This is a genomic window from Carboxylicivirga caseinilyticus, assembly GCF_050589785.1.
Taxonomy (GTDB): domain Bacteria; phylum Bacteroidota; class Bacteroidia; order Bacteroidales; family Marinilabiliaceae; genus Carboxylicivirga; species Carboxylicivirga caseinilyticus.
Genome location: NZ_JBNGOX010000026.1, coordinates 32,636 through 50,112, shown reverse-complemented (window position 1 = coordinate 50,112; position 17,477 = coordinate 32,636). Strand labels below are relative to the sequence as shown.

15 protein-coding genes are annotated in these 17,477 nt (G+C 35.4%); 2 read left to right on the top strand and 13 right to left on the bottom strand.

Annotation, left to right across the window (positions count from 1 at the left end):
• Positions 1–101 precede the first annotated feature (101 nt).
• From ACRD62_RS13765 to surE, 11 genes are all read right to left on the bottom strand, one after another.
• Positions 102–1,067, bottom strand: coding sequence for an ABC transporter permease (locus ACRD62_RS13765; RefSeq protein WP_430820683.1), 966 nt, complete (start codon positions 1,065–1,067; stop codon positions 102–104).
• Positions 1,060–2,025, bottom strand: coding sequence for an ABC transporter ATP-binding protein (locus ACRD62_RS13760; RefSeq protein ID WP_430820682.1), 966 nt, complete (start codon positions 2,023–2,025; stop codon positions 1,060–1,062). The genes ACRD62_RS13765 and ACRD62_RS13760 overlap by 8 nt, the downstream gene beginning before the upstream one ends.
• Positions 2,026–2,028: 3 nt before the next feature.
• The gene (locus tag ACRD62_RS13755) at positions 2,029–3,177 is read right to left on the bottom strand and encodes a COG1470 family protein (RefSeq protein ID WP_430820681.1); all 1,149 of its coding nucleotides are present in this window, start codon (positions 3,175–3,177) and stop codon (positions 2,029–2,031) included.
• A gap of 250 nt (positions 3,178–3,427) precedes the next feature.
• Positions 3,428–3,628 (bottom strand): hypothetical protein, encoded by a 201-nt coding sequence (locus ACRD62_RS13750; protein ID WP_321410750.1) that lies wholly within the window; start codon positions 3,626–3,628, stop codon positions 3,428–3,430.
• An 88-nt stretch (positions 3,629–3,716) separates the two neighbouring features.
• Positions 3,717–4,055, bottom strand: a complete 339-nt coding sequence (locus ACRD62_RS13745; RefSeq protein ID WP_430820680.1) for a hypothetical protein — start codon at positions 4,053–4,055, stop codon at positions 3,717–3,719.
• Between the two features lie 176 nt (positions 4,056–4,231).
• Positions 4,232–5,359, bottom strand: coding sequence for a DNA polymerase III subunit beta (gene dnaN / locus ACRD62_RS13740; protein WP_321410754.1), 1,128 nt, complete (start codon positions 5,357–5,359; stop codon positions 4,232–4,234).
• Positions 5,360–5,554: 195 nt separating this feature from the next.
• A complete protein-coding gene (gene gldG, locus ACRD62_RS13735) occupies positions 5,555–7,243 on the bottom strand; it encodes a gliding motility-associated ABC transporter substrate-binding protein GldG (protein WP_430820679.1) in 1,689 nt (562 codons plus the stop codon).
• Between the two features lie 23 nt (positions 7,244–7,266).
• Positions 7,267–7,998 (bottom strand): gliding motility-associated ABC transporter permease subunit GldF, encoded by a 732-nt coding sequence (gene gldF / locus ACRD62_RS13730; protein ID WP_430820678.1) that lies wholly within the window; start codon positions 7,996–7,998, stop codon positions 7,267–7,269.
• An 8-nt stretch (positions 7,999–8,006) separates the two neighbouring features.
• Positions 8,007–9,149: a lipid-A-disaccharide synthase gene (gene lpxB, locus ACRD62_RS13725; protein ID WP_430820677.1), complete on the bottom strand. Its 1,143-nt coding sequence runs from the start codon at positions 9,147–9,149 to the stop codon at positions 8,007–8,009.
• Positions 9,150–9,173: 24 nt separating this feature from the next.
• Positions 9,174–9,470: a hypothetical protein gene (locus ACRD62_RS13720; protein WP_430820676.1), complete on the bottom strand. Its 297-nt coding sequence runs from the start codon at positions 9,468–9,470 to the stop codon at positions 9,174–9,176.
• Positions 9,460–10,236: a 5'/3'-nucleotidase SurE gene (surE, locus tag ACRD62_RS13715; RefSeq protein ID WP_430820675.1), complete on the bottom strand. Its 777-nt coding sequence runs from the start codon at positions 10,234–10,236 to the stop codon at positions 9,460–9,462. Before surE ends, ACRD62_RS13720 begins: the two co-directional genes overlap by 11 nt.
• 384 nt (positions 10,237–10,620) lie before the next feature.
• On the opposite strand from surE, the gene pheT reads away from it, so the two are divergent.
• Together pheT and ACRD62_RS13705 are read left to right on the top strand one after the other, a co-directional pair.
• The gene (gene pheT / locus ACRD62_RS13710; protein ID WP_430820674.1) at positions 10,621–13,068 is read left to right on the top strand and encodes a phenylalanine--tRNA ligase subunit beta; all 2,448 of its coding nucleotides are present in this window, start codon (positions 10,621–10,623) and stop codon (positions 13,066–13,068) included.
• 223 nt (positions 13,069–13,291) lie between these two features.
• Positions 13,292–13,792: an O-acetyl-ADP-ribose deacetylase gene (locus ACRD62_RS13705; RefSeq protein WP_430820673.1), complete on the top strand. Its 501-nt coding sequence runs from the start codon at positions 13,292–13,294 to the stop codon at positions 13,790–13,792.
• A gap of 587 nt (positions 13,793–14,379) precedes the next feature.
• Here the strand turns inward: ACRD62_RS13705 and ACRD62_RS13700 are convergent.
• Both ACRD62_RS13700 and ACRD62_RS13695 read right to left on the bottom strand, forming a co-directional pair.
• Positions 14,380–15,564 carry a C1 family peptidase gene (locus ACRD62_RS13700; RefSeq protein WP_430820672.1) on the bottom strand — a complete coding sequence of 395 codons (1,185 nt, stop codon included), beginning with the start codon at positions 15,562–15,564 and terminating at the stop codon, positions 14,380–14,382.
• A gap of 155 nt (positions 15,565–15,719) precedes the next feature.
• Positions 15,720–17,468 (bottom strand): DUF4091 domain-containing protein, encoded by a 1,749-nt coding sequence (locus ACRD62_RS13695; RefSeq protein WP_430820671.1) that lies wholly within the window; start codon positions 17,466–17,468, stop codon positions 15,720–15,722.
• Positions 17,469–17,477: the final 9 nt, after the last annotated feature.

Below are 17,477 nucleotides of genomic sequence, written 5' to 3'. Positions count from 1 at the left end.
GTTACTTTTAGTTTGATTTATTATTTCACTTACAGAATTCATCATAATTAAAACTTAAACATTAAATGGCTTCAACATAAATTGAAACCATTTAAAGCGATCTATCTTGAGCGTATTTCACGACGCATAAATAAAGTATAGGCAATTGCAAAAAATAGAATAGTACCTCCTATCAATGCTGTTACCTGTGGCCATACCAACATCAAACTCTGACCTAACGGCAAAGGATTAGGTATGGCACCTATTGTTTGTTCTGTTGTTAGTGGCCCAAGACTTCTGATAGATGGCCTTAATAAGGTTGTGGTAGCATCATTAAATAACTGACCAGGATTAAAACGCATCAGGTTTTGAATGAATCCCTGAAACTTAACAACCTGATTTTCGCTAACAAATCTTACCGGTGCCAGTCCCTTTGCAATTAAGTTGACAATGATATTATAGAAGATGGTAAAAAACAGCCATATAGATATCCCAGCCAATGCAGAAGTTGCTGTTTGCCTGAACTTCACTGAAAAAAGTATGGACAAATTCAACCAGAATGCGACATAAACAATACTTACAATGGAGAAGATGAATATTCGCAAAAACTCATCAGCTGTTGGAGGAATTCCCAAAAAGATTAAACCAAAACCTAAAACAAGGAAACTCAATGCCAGAAACAATGAACTCAACACAATCAGAGATGCTGTAAACTTTGTATTTAATATATAATCGCGATAGATTGGTTGTGCCAGCACCCGACTAAGTGTTCCCTTGTTTTGTTCAGAATTCACACTATCAAATCCCATGCTGATACCCAATAAAGGCCCTAAAAAGCTTACAAAAACAATGTATGATGGCATTGAACCATCAGAATGAGTAAATAACTTGAGAAAGAAAAAATCTTCATCAGCACTGGCTCCTTTTATTGCTTCAGTAAAATCACTTAATGAAGTATACAGCGATCCCAGACAGGTCAACAACACCAGTCCAACCATAATTAAAAATTTCCAGCTACGAACAGTGTCAGATATTTCCTTTCCAACCATAATCCAGAACGGATTACTAACTGTCTGTGATTTATACATGACTTAGCCCTCCTTCAAAATACCGGTTATAGATGGCATCCAAACCATACTCTTTTTTATTCAGATAATTTAGCTTGTAATCTGCATTCATTACCGCCTGTGCAATCCCCGATGATAAATCGGATGAACATTCGATGGCAAAATGTTCCTGCTCTTTTTTTACAGACTGAATACCATCGAGTGGCTCCAATAAACTTTGCAACACTTCTTTGTCCGGCACTTTTTTATGATCGGTATCTAATCCCAGTTCAATTAAATACATTCCGTGCGTAAAGAGTTTCTTTGATAGTTCTTCAATCTTACCTTCTGCCAGAAGTTTTCCTTCGACAAAAATGCCAACCCTGTCGCACACCTGCTGAACCTGATGAAGGTTATGTGACGAAAACAAAACAGTTATATTATGCTCGTTTCGTAACTCTACAATAAGACTTAACAACTCTTGCACACCTTTGGGATCGATACCTGTTGTAGGTTCATCCAAAATGATAACTTCCGGATTTTTAATCAGAACATCGGCTAAACCTAAGCGTTGGCGCATCCCCTTGGAATATTTACCTGTTTTTTTATCCTTTTGCGTACTTAACCCAACACGTTCCATCAAATCATTTGCTTTTTTCTTAGCATCCTGAGGGTTCAAACCATTTAAACGTGCCGTATAAATAAGATTATCCAGTCCCGACCAATCATCATAAAAACCTACATCTTCAGGTAAATACCCCACTTTTCGCTTCACTTCAATGGGATGTGTGGTTGAATTAATACCACAAACTTGAACGCGGCCTTCTGATGGCTCAGTCAATCCCATTAACATTAATATGGTAGTAGATTTTCCGGCACCATTAGGACCCAACAGTCCAAATATTTCTCCTTTGTTAATGGTTAAACTCAATTGATTTACTGCCTTGAAACCACCATATTTTTTTGTAACATTATTCAATTGGATTACAGAATCATCCATAACTTACCTCCTTCCGAATTTTCGCACTAAAAAATAAACACCCCCAATAGCAGCAAGAATAATGATGATACCCAACCATCCCATTAACATAGGCGTTTTAACCATTATCCTGAAAGACAACTCATGGTTAGTTTCTGCAGTTTTTGCTTTTATATTCGTTATGTAATCTCCAGGAATCGCCTTCTTATCTGCTTTTATGGTCGCATAAATTGTTGCTGAACTTCCCGGTTCAAGACTTTCGATTTTTGAAATATCAAAGGTAACCTCCCAATTTTTAGGTTTACTGGCAGTCAACTCTATATCCTTTAGTTTAGTCGAACCAGCATTTTTAACCCGTAATTCTATTTTCTTTTCTTCCCCTGCAGTTGTTTTTGCACTTAATAAACCTGTGGGTGTTGTAAACGACATTTCATAAGTTCCTGTGATCACAACTTCAAGTTCCATCTCAGCTGATGTGGATCCGGAAATTGCTTTTACTGGTATTTTATAGGTGCCGGCTTTAACATTATAAGGAGCTTTTATTTCATATGAAATATTTTTAGTCCCATTTGCATCTACTTCTGTTGAAGTTGCCTGTTTATGATTTGGCTTAATCAAAACAGTCCAACCTTTTGGCGGAGTTGCCATTAATGCATAATTCTGCTTATTAGGTGTTTTATTTTTGAGAACTGCATTAAAATTAAAATTCGACTTGGAAGTTCCTTCCATATTTTTCTGATCACAGGTAAGCTCAGTTTCGTTTGATCCTGCGGTAGTAACATTAATGGTTAAAGGCAAACTTACTCTATCACCTAACTTTGCATAGAAAGTGTAGTATCCTTTTCGCACCTGAAAAGGCACTTCCACCTTCAGATCAAGAGTTTTTTTCTCTTTGCCTAACACCGCAATCTGATTAATATTTAAACCACTTGCAGTAAGTGTATATGTCCACGATCGGGGAATATTTGTTAAATTGATGTTTTCTTTAATGGTTTGATCACCATTATTAATCACATCCAATTTATAATTTACAGTACTTCCGGGAGATACAGACACTTTAGTAAATGGTGTATATATTTCCAGATTGATATCGGCAGCAAGAATATTCTGTTTGAAATTCAGAAGTAAAACCGCCAACAATAATAATCTCAGGTAGAAATTAATTCTTTTCATAAAGGTCTTTTTAAACTGATTTTATTAATAATTAGAATTAAAAAACTTTGCTAAAATTGACCTCATAGCTCGCTGTATACCGTTCGGATTTAACATACAAACTCAATATCCCATAGTTTAATAGAATTAGAGTGTATGTGCATCACTTGTTGGTAAGAGAATATAATTCTTACAACATGATGATCTTATCTGAAAATGTTAACAGATTAAGCATGTGCCATATAAAATGACACACACTATTGAGATGTAGCTATGAAGCAAAATTGTACTTTGTATTCAATATTTCTTCAATTATATCTGCGTGTTCACTATAGAAATTCTTTCTAACCCATGCCTGTAGTTTCACTTGATCATCAGCCTCAAGCCATGAAAGAGATTTAATCAATTCTTTGCGAAAAAGGAACTTGTCGTCATGAACACCATTTAATACAGTTTTACAACTTTCTAACATATTCTTTTACGTTAAAAGGTTAAACAAAACATTGCCTGTAAAGACAAAAGCAAAAAATGATAATTGATGAAATGAGAGTTGGAAAACTCTATACTGAAGACCTGTACATTTGACTAAAAGGATCGTTGTCAAAACAGGTAAGAAAGGAGCTTACATAAATCTGTTGATGATAATTACTGAAGAATGAAAGCTGCGAAGATGTAGATATTTCGCCCACCGGTAACACATCGTCAGAAATATCGTCGAACTCAATTGAGTCAACATCTCCTTGTTGATTAAAATCAAACAATATTCCACCATTAGAAAAGGCAGAAACTATTTCTGATTTTACAATCTGATTACTTTTTAAGTCTAAAACATTGAATGTACCAATAGTTAGTGCACTCCCATAAACTGCTACTAGTATTAATAATCCAAACCGTTTCATTTTCTTTTCGATTTACAATTATTATTTATTCATTTTGTTGATCCAAATTTATTAAACAGCTCCAAACGATTTGGTTAAGGTTGGGTTAAACACAGTTAAAGAAAAGTTAAAAGTAAAGTAGAGAGCAAAAAAAATCCGCTTCTGTTTAGAAGCGGATCTCTATATAAATAAATGAATTATACATTAATCATCATTGGCATTAACAACATTAACTCATCTTCGTTTTCTCCATTTTCAAAAGGCAATAAAATACCAGCACGAGATGGATCTGACAATTCAAGAATTACATCAGTTGAATTAAGATTATCCAAAATATCAGCCAGAAAACCTGATTTAAAACCAATCTCCATTTCATCACCTTCATATTGACAACTGATACGTTCGTATGCTGAAATACTAAAGTCGATATCCTGAGCAGATACAGTTAATTCGTTATTTGCCATCTTCAATTTCACCAGGTTACTTGCCTGATTAGAGAAAATAGAAACACGACCCAAAGTATTATGGAATTCACTACGATCAATAATTACCTTATAAGGATTATCCTGAGGAATTACAGCATTGTAGCTTGGGTAATTTCCTTCTACCAAACGACAAACCAATTTGTAATTGGGCAAGGTAAAGAAGGCATTTTTGTCATCAAACTCAACAACCACGTCACCTGTTTCCTTTGGTAATACATTCTTCAATAAACCAGCCGGTTTTTTAGGTAGAATGAATGAGGCTTCAAAATCAGTTTTTGCATCCATTCTGCGATATCGAACCAATTTGTGAGAATCGGAAGCCACAAATGTCATATTTTCTGGTGACAACTCAACCAAAATACCATTCATCACCGGACGAAGCTCATCATCGGCTGTAGCAAATAAAGTTTTGTTGATACCCATTTGAAGCAAATCAACAGATACTTGCAGACTTGAACTTTTGTCTCCATCCAGATTTGGTAATTCAGGAAAATCTTCACCATTTTGACCTACAACACTAAATTTACCTTTTTCGGTAATGATACTAACACCATAGTTATCCATGTTAATATCGAAATTCAATGGCTGTTCAGGAAATTTCTTAAGGGTTTCCAGCAAAATACGCGAAGGTAAAGCAATTATACCCTCTCCGTCGGAATTTTCCAGATCAAGTGAAGTTACCATTGTTACTTCCAAATCTGATGCTGTTAAAACCAGCTTATTATCTTTTAAGTCGAATAAAAAATTATCGAGGATAGGTAAAGTACTTTTGTTACTTATTACGCGGCTGATAGCTTGTAAATGTGAAAGTAATTCTGTACTGGAAACTACAAATTTCATTTATTCTAATATTTAAGTTTTTATCAAATATATCAAAAAAACAGTTAATTAGACAGATTAATAAAATCTTTTATTCATATCTGTTTACAAGCCGAAAGATACTAAAATACATACATGAATAAAGTGCCAGTTCAATCCTTTTTTCATAAGTTTTTAACAATATCAATGTATTTATTAAAAACCTATCTTAAGGTATTATTTACCGTATCTCTTCTTTCTGATAACAAAGAATAATAAACTACCGAATATTACCAAAACAACAGGTAGACCAACATTTAACCATTTCCATTTAGCTGTGCCCTGAGATAATTTTGCACGATCAAGCAATCGCAATGTTAAATGACGACCTCTTAATTGCATCCAACCATCATCGTCGCACAGATAGTTAACCGCGTTCACAATAAAATCCTTGTTGCCATAAACCTGCTGAGAGCCTTCATCATATCCCAATGGTGTAATCCTGGGATTACTTTCTTTGAAACGTACTTCATTTTTGATTATATCACCATCTGCAATGACCATTAATCGCGTTGGCAAACTTGAAGTCCTAACCTTAGATGAAGCATAATTTAATTCATTAGGCACAGGTCTATTCTGAAAAACGGATGTAAAAACACCTTCTTCTATTATAGCTGTAGGCATAAAAGAAGCACTAAATTCCTCCTGAACCGGTTTCTTATTAAAATCAGCCATTGTAACAAAAACAGGCGTTCCATTTAGTTTTGTATAGCGTGAAGTAGTTAATAACACCGTTCTTTTCAAATTAAGTTCAGAACCGACAGTGTCAATAGTACAGGTAAAATCACCACGCACCATATTAATGTTTCGTGTAACCGGATGATCACCCGAAGGAGTTAACAAAGGACTGTATAACCAAGGTACAGGAACCAATTGAGGTTGTCCGTTCGGACGGGCATTCATAAGAATTCGTCCGGCCTGTATGTCTTCTACCAAAACCGGATTAACCCTGATACCGTAACGAAACAATTGATCATCAAGGTTTACATCATTGTATAAACCAAGCGTTTGTGGCTCCTTCCTAAGACTATCCAAAGTGATATTAACAGCGTCGATCAGATAAAGTAAACGCCCTCCATTCATCAGGTATTGATCCAGAATGAACTTATCTTTTTCGGAGAAAGACTTTGAAGGCTTGGCCACAATAACTGCCTTATAATCGTTTAATATTGTAACATCGGTTCCTAATCGTCCCCGATCAACCTGATAGTAATGGGATAATGCATCGGTTGCTTCAATAACATCCAGTTCATCCAACTCACCATGTCCTTCGAGGAAAGCAACTTTTGGCATTTCATCTGTTGTTAATCGACGAATAGCATCAGTTAGCTTATACTCGAGACTTTCAATAGAAATATTAAGATTTTCAGCTCCTCCTTTACCAGGTAGATTCTCCAATAAATTGACACCAATTATACGATCGTTAAAATTGATCAAAGCATAAGGAAAAACATATGATTGTATCTGACGTCCGTCTTCCGCATTCTCAAAAACTGGTTGTGGTTCAAATCCATATTCCCGAAGCTGTTCTAATAAGGCTTTTTTCTCATCGGCATTTCCATCATTTGGATCAAGAAAACGAAAATCAATCTTTTTCTTACCAACACTCTGAAACTCTTCCAGCATCTCTTTTGTAGCGCGTGAAAGTTTTTGAAATCCAACATTTAATTCTCCTCCCAGATATACTTTAATTAACACCTCTGATGGTAATTCTTTTAGCATATTTACAGAAGTAGAGGATAAAGTATGTCGCTTTTCAGAAGTTAAATCGATGCGAAAAAACCACTGAGATGCTATTAGATTGAGGATGATCAATCCGGCTAATAAAACGACTAACTGAGTTATGGCTTTTATATTGAATTTCATTGCTTAATCAATTTTGACTGGGTTTAGTTTTTCTTTGTCGACAAAACCATTTTGGTAAAATACAAAAAGGCAAAAACCACGGAGAAGAAATAAATTACATCACGTGAATCAACGACTCCACGACTCAACGAACTGTAATGTGCATCAATCCCCAATTGCCGGATGGCTTCAGCTATTCCTTTTAAACTTTGAATACCTGAGACAGAATCAAAACCCGTATAAAAAACAAAGCTGAGTACAACTGCGATGACAAAAGCAACAATCTGGTTATCGCTTAAGGCTGATGAAAATGTTCCAATGGCAACATAGATTGTAGCAAGAAAAAACAATCCAATGTATGAACCCCAGGTTCCTCCCATATCCATATTACCAACCGGATTACCTAATTGATAAACCGAAAACATGTAGATGAATGTTGGCAATAAACTAATTATTACTACCAGTAGTCCTGCCAAAAACTTAGCCCAAACAATTTCAAATGAAGAAATAGGGCGGGTTAATAATAAATCCAGGGTACCCGATTTTTTTTCATCAGCAAACAAACGCATGGTAACGGCCGGAACTAAAAACAAATAAACCCAGGGAGCAATATAAAACAACGAATCTAATGTAGCGTATTCGCCAAATATCAGGTTTAAATCACCCGGGATAACCCAAATAAACAAACCTGTAATCAACAGAAATACCGAAACCACAAGTGCTCCGGTAATCGAACTGAAAAAAGAAGAAATTTCGCGTTTTAATAATGCTATCATAGGTAATTCTATTTTTCTTTATCTATTTTCAATGATTCCAACATTAAAGTTGCTGTTTTTAAACTTGATCCGGGTCCGCCCATAATACGATGTAATTCTTCGTAATCCAATAACATCTGTTTTCGAACAGGCGAATCATCCAGCAAGGCTTTTAATTCATTCTCAAGCTTCTCCAGAGTAAACGATTTCTGGAACAGTTCTTTCACTGCCTCTTTATCCAGAATAAGATTGACCAGAGAAATATAAGCTACCTTAATTAAAATCTTTTTGGCAACAAAGTCGGTAAATCCACCACCCCACATTTTATAACACACTACCTGCGGACAATTAAGTAAAGCTGTTTCCAGAGTAGCCGTACCTGAAGTAACCAATGCAGCTCTTGCATTTTGCACCAATTCATAGGTTTGCTGAAAAACAACAGCAACATCTGCATCTTCTATAAATGGTTGATAATCTTTAAGCTCAAACGATGGTGCACCGGCTATCACAAACTGATACTGTGGAAATTTATCAACCATCTTCAACATATCAGGCAGGTTGTAATTTATTTCACTTATCCGGCTGCCTGCCAGCAATGCAACTTTGGGTCGATTATCTAATTTATTTCTTTCAATAAAGGTATCAAATGATTCCTCTTTATTAGGTCGATTATGGATGGCATCCAATACAGGATTACCACTATACTTTACATCAACTCCATGCTTTTCGAAAAACTTAGTTTCGAAAGGTAAAATGGTGAACATACGATCAACAGAAGCCTTTATCTTCTTTACCCTACTTTGATTCCAGGCCCACACTTTGGGAGAAATATAATAGTAAACCAAAATATTATGCTGATGCGCAAATTTTGCCATGCGAAGGTTAAATCCGGCATAATCAACCAAAATAAGCACATCTGGTTTATAATCCATCAAATCAGTCTGACATAAATCAAAATTCTTTTTGATCTTACCCAAATTCATCAATACATCCCATGCTCCCATTACTGCAGTATCTTTATAATGGCGAACTAATGTACCTCCTTGTGCCTTCATCAAATCACCACCCCAATACCGAAATTCAGCTTCAGGATCTTTCTCTTTGATGGCTCTCATTAAATTAGACGAATGTAAATCGCCCGAAGCTTCACCTGCAATTAAATAATATCGCATGAATAATATCTTTCTATGATATGTTTACAACATAAATTTAAAAATCAGCACAACAATCGCATATACTAATGTTGCTGTAACAATTCCTCTTGCGGCCAGTAATCGTTCTTTATTAACTGCAATAAAAAAAATGATCAAATTAGGCAGTACACTTATGCTTAGTAGTTTGCCTATATTACCCATCCGAACCAATTCCTGCAAAAATGGCCAATAAGTCTTTTCTCCATGATAAAGGGAATGGTATAACAATACAGACATTAAAATGGGTACGATCAATCCAATGGCAAGGCCAATAATCAGTTTATTGCATTTACAATTCATAATCTTTCAATTGAGGAATCAACTCATGATCAGTAGAATCAAGTTTACAAGGCACCACCGAAACATAACCCTGAGACAAAACATATTCATCTGTATCAGTTGCATCCGGCTCAAGGTTTTCAAATCGACCGGTTAACCAATAATAGGTTCTGCCACGAGGATCAGTACGCTCGATAAAGTCCTCTTTCCACTTTCCATTCGCTTGTCTAACAACCTTCAAACCTTTTAATGGAGATGTTTCCGGAACATTAACATTCAGATATGCACCGGCAGACAATCCATTCATAAGAACCTTTTTAATTATTTTACGGGCATACACTACCGCTTCGGTAAAATCGGCTTCATAACTGTAATCCAGTAATGACAAACCAATGGAAGGAACCTTACTCAAAGCACCTTCTCGTGCTGCACCCATGGTGCCGGAATAATGCAGACTGATGCTTGAATTAGCTCCATGATTTATTCCGGAAACCAGTAAATCCGGCTTTTTATTAAGCAATTGATTAATAGCTAATTTAACACAGTCAACTGGTGTGCCATTTACTTTATATACCTTCAGGTTTTCTTTTTCTCTGACTAACTTTGCATACAAAGGGTGATTAACCGTAATAGCATGCGACATACCAGAATATGATTGATTAGGTGCCACCACCACCACATCTCCAAACTCAACTAACATATTTACCAGTGCAACCAATCCACCAGCCTTAATACCGTCATCATTTGTTACTAATATTAAGGGTTTACCGTCCGAAGCGTTTTGCATTTTTCTTTTATCTTTATTCTTCAAAGATATGTATTGTTAATATAGCTACAAAAAGCTACAAAAAAAACATCCAATTGTTGTATAAGCACTGAGAGTGAATCCATGAAACAATTAATAATAATCAATTTTCATATCATTATTAAATGATATTTTTTTTAGCATTAATTTCTACCAGTAAATTTCAATATCTGATTATTTGAAAATTAACTTCATTATTAGCAATCAGAAATCAAAATCATTACTTTTGTTGGCTGTTAAAAAAACAATCAGTTTTAGTGAGTGATTAAAGGCTGAAAACAATGTGATTGAATTAGCTCTTTTTACTCCTTATAATCCCACTCGGGTAGCTGAATTACTGAAATTAACGAGAGAAAATATTTACATATGAACATTTCATACAACTGGCTTAAAAACTATTTAAACATTGATTTAGCTCCGACAAAAATTTCTGAAATACTTACCTCTATTGGTTTGGAAGTTGGAAGCGTTGAGGAGATTCAGTCTGTGAAAGGCGGATTGGAAGGTTTGGTAATTGGCGAAGTTCTTACCTGTGAACGTCACCCTAATGCTGATAAATTAAGTGTTACTACTGTTAATGTTGGCGGAGATGAACCTCTTCCAATCGTTTGCGGCGCTCCCAATGTAGCTGCCGGTCAGAAAGTAGTCGTTGCCACTGTTGGAACAGTTTTGTATGATGGAGATGAAAGTTTCACCATTAAAAAATCAAAAATCCGTGGTGAAGTCTCTGAAGGTATGATCTGTGCCGAAGATGAAATTGGTTTGGGAACAAGTCATGCCGGAATTATGGTTTTGCCTTCTGATGTTCAGGTAGGCACTCTGGCCAAAGATCATTTTAAAATAGAAAATGATACTGTTTTTGAAGTAGATCTTACTCCAAACCGTATAGATGCCGCATCTCACTATGGTGTTGCCCGCGATTTAGCAGCTTACCTTAAACAAAGTGGCGAAGCTGTTGAATTAACTCTTCCTTCTATTGACGATTTTAAAATTGATAATAATAATTTTCCGGTTACTGTAACCGTTGAAAATAATGAGGCATGTCCCCGATACTGTGGTGTTACCATTAGCGATGTAAAAGTTGGAGAATCACCAGAATGGCTACAAAACCGTTTAAAAGCAATTGGTCTGAACCCTATCAATAACATTGTTGATGTTACCAACTTTATTTTACACGAGCTTGGTCAGCCGCTTCATGCTTTTGATGGAGCAATTACAGGCGATAAGGTTATTGTAAAGACTCTGGCTGATGGAACTCAATTTGAGACATTGGATGAGATGAAACGCGAATTATCAGATAATGACCTGATGATTTGTAATGCAGAAGAAGGAATGTGTATTGCCGGTGTTTTCGGAGGCAGTAAAAGTGGTGTTAGTGAAGCTACTACCAAAGTATTTTTGGAAAGTGCTTACTTCAATCCGGTTTGGGTTCGTAAAACAGCCAAACGTCATACCTTAAGCACAGATGCCAGCTTCCGTTTCGAACGCGGTATTGATCCAAACATTACCATTTATGCTCTTAAACGTGCTGCTTTATTGATTAAAGAAGTAGCCGGAGGGACCATTTCAAGCGAGATAACTGACATTTACCCGTCTCCTGTTCAACCATTTGAGGTAGCCATTTCCTACAAGAATGTGGCACGCTTAATTGGTAAAGAAATAGGTACAGACAGAATTAAAGCAATTGTGACTGCATTGGAAATGGAAATCACAGAAGAAACAACTGAAGGTTTAAAACTATCAGTTCCTCCTTACCGTGTAGATGTGCAACGTGAAGCAGATGTAATTGAAGACATTTTAAGAATTTACGGATACAATAATATCGAGATGCCCAATACGGTGCACAGCACCATTGTGTATTCACAAAAGCCTGATGATCATAAAGTAAAAAACCGTATTGCCAATCAATTAATGTCGGTTGGTTACAATGAAATCATGTGTAACTCATTGACTAAAGCAGATTATTACGAAGGTTTGGAATCCTATCCACGCAATCAGGTAGTTGAATTAGCCAATCCTTTAAGCAACGACTTGAATGGCATGCGCCAGACATTAATATTTGGCGGTTTGGAATCAATTCAGCACAACCGTAACCGTAGAAATTCAGATCTTAAGTTTTTCGAATTCGGTAATTGCTACTCCATTAAACCGGAATCAGAAAAAACAGATTTAAATAATTATAGCGAAGGCCAGCGTCTGGCTTTATTTCTTACCGGAAATAAAACACAAACCAACTGGAACACTTCGGAACAAGCAACCAGCTTTTTCGATTTAAAAAATCATATCGAAAACATCCTGGTTCGTTTAGGATTGTCGTTCGATGATTTTAAAGAAGAAGATACAACTTCTGATTTATTGGGTGAAGGATTAGCTTATTCTGCAGGCAAAACAGTTATAACATTTGGCACAGTCAATGGCAAGCTTTTAAAGGCATTTGATATTGATGCAGCTGTTTACTATGCCGAAATCGATTGGGACTTGCTATTAAAGAAAAGTGCTAAGAAAGAGATTATCTATAAGGAGATTTCGAAATTTCCAGAGGTAAAACGCGACTTAGCTCTTGTACTTAACAAGGATGTAAAATTTGCCCAGGTTAAACAAATAGCCCTAAAAACAGAAAAGAAACTATTGAAAAGTGTTTCGTTATTTGACGTATTTGAAGGCGAAAAACTGGGTGAAGGTAAAAAATCTTACGCAGTTAGCTTTATTCTTCAGGATGAAACCTCAACCCTGAAAGATAAGCAGATTGATAAAATTATGAATAAGCTAATGTCGACATACGAGCATCAGTTGGGTGCACAGATTAGAAAATAAGATTAAGTTTTTAGTCTGTAGTCAGTAGTTTGTTAGAAGTACTATTGCGATACAGATTTAACAATTAAAAATAAATAAAAGCGAGGTCGAAAGGCTTCGCTTTTTTTGTATTACTACAATCACTAAATCATGATCCAAAAGTTCAAACTTGTCTGATCTTATCTCTCAAATTTTGATATAATTTAATTCTTATTATAAATTTAATTAATAAAGAGCTTCCATTATGATACGATTAATACAAACCGATATTACCCAACTAAAGGTAGATGCCATAGTAAACGCAGCTAACTCTTCATTATTAGGAGGTGGAGGTGTTGACGGTGCCATACATCGTGCAGCCGGCCCGGAATTACTAAAAGAATGCCGAAATCTGAATGGCTGTCCTACGGGTGAGGCTAAAATAACTAAAGGATACAACTTACCGTCCAGATTTGTGATACACACAGTAGGTCCTGTATGGCATGGAGGAAATGATAACGAAGATGTATTGCTTGCCAATTGTTACTACAATAGTCTATTATTAGCACAAAAACATAATCTCTGGTCAATTGCATTTCCAAATATTAGCACTGGGGTTTATGGATATCCCAAATCATTGGCTGCTGACATAGCAATAAATACGGTTAGACATTTTTTAGAATCGAGTAAGGTACCGAACGAGCTTATTTTTGCAGTATTTGATCTTGAAAATTTCAGGATATACGAAGAAAAGCTTAATGTTTAAATAAAAAGAGAGGACTCTGCTATCCTCTCTTTTCATCTAACCCTAACTTAAAATCCAAATCTATGAATAAATTCTTCTATTATATAACATCTAATCCAATCTAATTGTTCGAATAACTGTTAAAAAAAAGAGGAATGCCCGACATTTCGAACATTCCTTCTTCAACCTAACCTTAACCCTAACTTATGAAGAAAGCTTCATAACTCTTTATACTAAATTGACTTAAAAAGGTTATAAACTTAGCAACCTTAATTTAATTAATTAACCTTTTTTAACTCAACAATGTAATCTTGTTCCTTTTGTTAATGTAAACAACTAAATATCATCTTTTGTTTACACATTTTAACATATGCAAATATGGAACTTTTTTTTAAAAATGGAAACTTTTTTAAAAAATCTTTACCCTTGTATATTGAAATAATTCATTACCTAATTACTATTACACACCGAGCCAAACGGTTACACACAATTAAATTCAATTAAAAAATTAACTCTTGCTTTCATTAGAGAAAGATATTGAAATATTGAATTGGCATAAAAAAAGGACGATTTGTAAATCGCCCTTCTCTTAGCATTTTTGATAAGTTTTACTTAATCCCTAATTTCTTTTTCAATTCCTTAGTTAAAGCATCCTTATGAATCATTATTGACATGGTTTTATATCTAACAAACGCATCTGAAGCATACAAATAACCTTCATATTTATTATTAGTATTCCATGAATTTTTAACCTTATAATAAATGGTTCCATTCTGATCTTTTACCATACCGGTAATTTGCATTCCATGATCATCAGTTGTTTCATAGTTATCATATGCCTCCTGACGAATCTCCTGCGTAATTTTCATTTCTGTAACAGGTTCATCAAAACTATACAATCTTTTTTGACGCTCAGCTTCTGTCATTGCTTCCCACTTAGATTGTTCCGAATCGGCTAATTCTTCTATATTACTTTCAGGAACAATGGCTAATCCATTTCTATAAGAGAATCCCTTTTCACTAACATCAGCTGCCCATCCAACAGTATAACCGCTTTTCAAGGAATTTTCGAAAATACTCATTAAATCATCTAAAGGCACATTATATACTTCTCCCCACATCCAGTTATCAGGTACTTCTATAATAAATTTTGAATAGAATGGATGATGCGAGTAAGATGAAACCTGAATATAATCATCAGGATTGATTCCCATAGCTTCTTTCACATACCTTTGTGGAGTGTATGTTTTACCTTCTACCTCAAAAGTTTCTGGCAACTCTCCTAAATACGCATCCAAAATACCTTCTAAACCATTTTTCCAGGCTGTTGTAAGTTTCTTATTCCTATTTTTTAAAACACCATCTACATACCCTTTTAATACTTCATCCATCTCGCCATGAACGTGATTCTTTTCGCCGTAGTTTAGTCCTGAGTATACGTCTTCCGGCACCATGCCGTAGTTCTTCAAAACATAAACAACATCATGAAAAGCACCTCCACCAGCAAAATTCAAAGATCCATGCAGTCTTACATATTTTTCAGCCTTATCAGAATAACAGTGACGAACCACAAACATTTCAGAAAGGTTTGCTGGATTCTTACCCAATCGGATCATCTCTGATTCAAAAAAGCCTAATCCGGAAAAGCTCCAACAGGTTCCTGAACGATATTGGTCTTTTACACATGTCGCATCCAGATCATAGATTGTCTCAAATTGATATCCTTCGGATTTATCCTGTGCAATTATTGCCACAGAAAATAATCCCATTAATAACGTAATTAATACTTTCATATAATAAAGGTTTATTTATCCCTCTAACGATAAAAACATCGTTTTTAGTAATGTACACTAAAAAAACAAGGGTTTGTTTTCAATTTGAACAAAATAACCACACAGTTGCCATAAAATTTATGACATTATTCATGGTTTTATATTTTTTTGATGAATTACAGATCAGATAAACGATTAATAATTTCACGGCCTTTACGAACAACAATGGCCGCTTCGTTATCATCCATGCGATGCACTGTAAAACGTGACTGAAGTTTATGCAATTCCTCCAACTGGATACTAGTTAAGTCTTTTTCCAGAAGATTTAATTTTTCATAGTCTTGAATTCCTTCCATCAATTTTTCAAATCTTACTGAACTACGACAATCAGGATATATAAGAGAATTCGCTCCGGAAGGAGCGTCTGTTGTTCTTCCATCAATCAATGGTTCTGCAGTCCAATCATTGAATCCTGAATAATATAATCCATCAAGACGATGAGCAGCAGCAAACCAACCAAACCAGGCAGCTTCCGAAGGGGAAGAAAAAGTAAATAAATTAGGTCTTTCCAACGAACAGTCAATAGTAAGACTTGTTTTTGTATCATCAGTCTTTTTCATTTCAATCATCGACTCAGCTGTAATATATTGCGCTGATAATCCCAAATGTTGAACACTATCAAGTAATTCTGGACGATATCTTTTGGTAATTAAAGTAATCTGAAATTCAGGCTCATATTTTCTCATCCAATAAATAAAATCAGCTAGATTCTCCTGATTCTTATCTTCAATAACAATACTTGTTTTATCCATCCACCCCTGTTCAGTCAAAAACTGACTAAGATTTGAAAAATAAGCCTTCAATATTTTTCTTCTTGCATCACTATCTTCCTGTAGTGAAATTAGTGTATTGGTACCATTAATTTCATTGTGATAAAACAGTTGCTTGTTTAATGGTAAAATAGAATACAGATTTATGTGCTTATTAATCCCCATTGCATCCATATACCGAATCCATCGTTCAAGTATACTGAAATCAAACTTCCAATTACCATCACTTGTCTTAGACCATTTTATCATCGAGGTTGGTGTATTGAAAGTCACATCTTCACTTACACCTTCATACAATAAACAGCTTACACTTTTCTGGCCCGATTTGGCTAAAAGTTGCATATAAGGCTTCATTGCCTCAAAATGTTCCTCACTCCATGGTTTAACATCATGCCACAAAGCTATTGCTAAGGGATTTTGCTTAAGATTAAGGTGAAACTCGCGATTGGCAATAGAGGGTATTGTTCTATCCTGAACATATAATTTAATCCTTAATTCCTGTGGCGAATTCATTTTTGAGTAAATCTTAACTGATGAACTGTAAATACCTGGTTGAGCAGTTTGCGGAACATCAATACAAATCCATACCGGCCTAACTGTTTTACCGGCCATATCCATTGCTGACAAATTATCCAGAACATCCGGCTCCAGGTGAGCAGATTCAAGGTCATTTGAACGTAGCCCACAACCATTTTTATACTCATCTGCAACAACATACCGTATAAAACGCGTATTAATATTATCAGTAATGATACTATCTCCGGACTCATTCACCAAGGGTTGCCAAACACATTCAACCTGCTTTAAATCAGAAACCGTCCACAAAACCAATTGCATATTTATTCGTTCACCTCTCCAGGCAGACAGTTCCATATCTTTAACTACAATCTCCATTGGAACCTGATACTTTGAATAACGCATATCAGTTGATCCAAATGAAGCATGCAGACCTCTCCCAGTCTTTTCCCATAAAAGATCTTCTGCATCAGGCATTATTTCAGCCTCTTTATAAGTTTTAATCTCTAATTTAGGACGTTGATTATAACACGCTGTTAAGAATAAGGCAAGAAGTATGGTGATGTGAATTCGGTTCATTACATTATT

Excerpts from the sequence above, each read along its gene's own strand:
- lpxB (WP_430820677.1), bottom strand. The coding sequence starts at position 9,149 with ATGCGATATTATTTAATTGCAGGTGAAGCTTCGGGCGATTTACATTCG.
- dnaN (WP_321410754.1), bottom strand. The coding sequence starts at position 5,359 with ATGAAATTTGTAGTTTCCAGTACAGAATTACTTTCACATTTACAAGCT.
- ACRD62_RS13750 (WP_321410750.1), bottom strand. The coding sequence starts at position 3,628 with ATGTTAGAAAGTTGTAAAACTGTATTAAATGGTGTTCATGACGACAAG.
- gldF (WP_430820678.1), bottom strand. The coding sequence starts at position 7,998 with ATGATAGCATTATTAAAACGCGAAATTTCTTCTTTTTTCAGTTCGATT.
- ACRD62_RS13755 (WP_430820681.1), bottom strand. The coding sequence starts at position 3,177 with ATGAAAAGAATTAATTTCTACCTGAGATTATTATTGTTGGCGGTTTTA.
- ACRD62_RS13705 (WP_430820673.1), top strand. The coding sequence starts at position 13,292 with ATGATACGATTAATACAAACCGATATTACCCAACTAAAGGTAGATGCC.
- ACRD62_RS13760 (WP_430820682.1), bottom strand. The coding sequence starts at position 2,025 with ATGGATGATTCTGTAATCCAATTGAATAATGTTACAAAAAAATATGGT.
- ACRD62_RS13765 (WP_430820683.1), bottom strand. The coding sequence starts at position 1,067 with ATGTATAAATCACAGACAGTTAGTAATCCGTTCTGGATTATGGTTGGA.
- ACRD62_RS13700 (WP_430820672.1), bottom strand. The coding sequence starts at position 15,564 with ATGAAAGTATTAATTACGTTATTAATGGGATTATTTTCTGTGGCAATA.
- ACRD62_RS13720 (WP_430820676.1), bottom strand. The coding sequence starts at position 9,470 with ATGAATTGTAAATGCAATAAACTGATTATTGGCCTTGCCATTGGATTG.
- ACRD62_RS13745 (WP_430820680.1), bottom strand. The coding sequence starts at position 4,055 with ATGAAACGGTTTGGATTATTAATACTAGTAGCAGTTTATGGGAGTGCA.
- ACRD62_RS13695 (WP_430820671.1), bottom strand. The coding sequence starts at position 17,468 with ATGAACCGAATTCACATCACCATACTTCTTGCCTTATTCTTAACAGCG.
- gldG (WP_430820679.1), bottom strand. The coding sequence starts at position 7,243 with ATGAAATTCAATATAAAAGCCATAACTCAGTTAGTCGTTTTATTAGCC.
- pheT (WP_430820674.1), top strand. The coding sequence starts at position 10,621 with ATGAACATTTCATACAACTGGCTTAAAAACTATTTAAACATTGATTTA.
- surE (WP_430820675.1), bottom strand. The coding sequence starts at position 10,236 with ATGCAAAACGCTTCGGACGGTAAACCCTTAATATTAGTAACAAATGAT.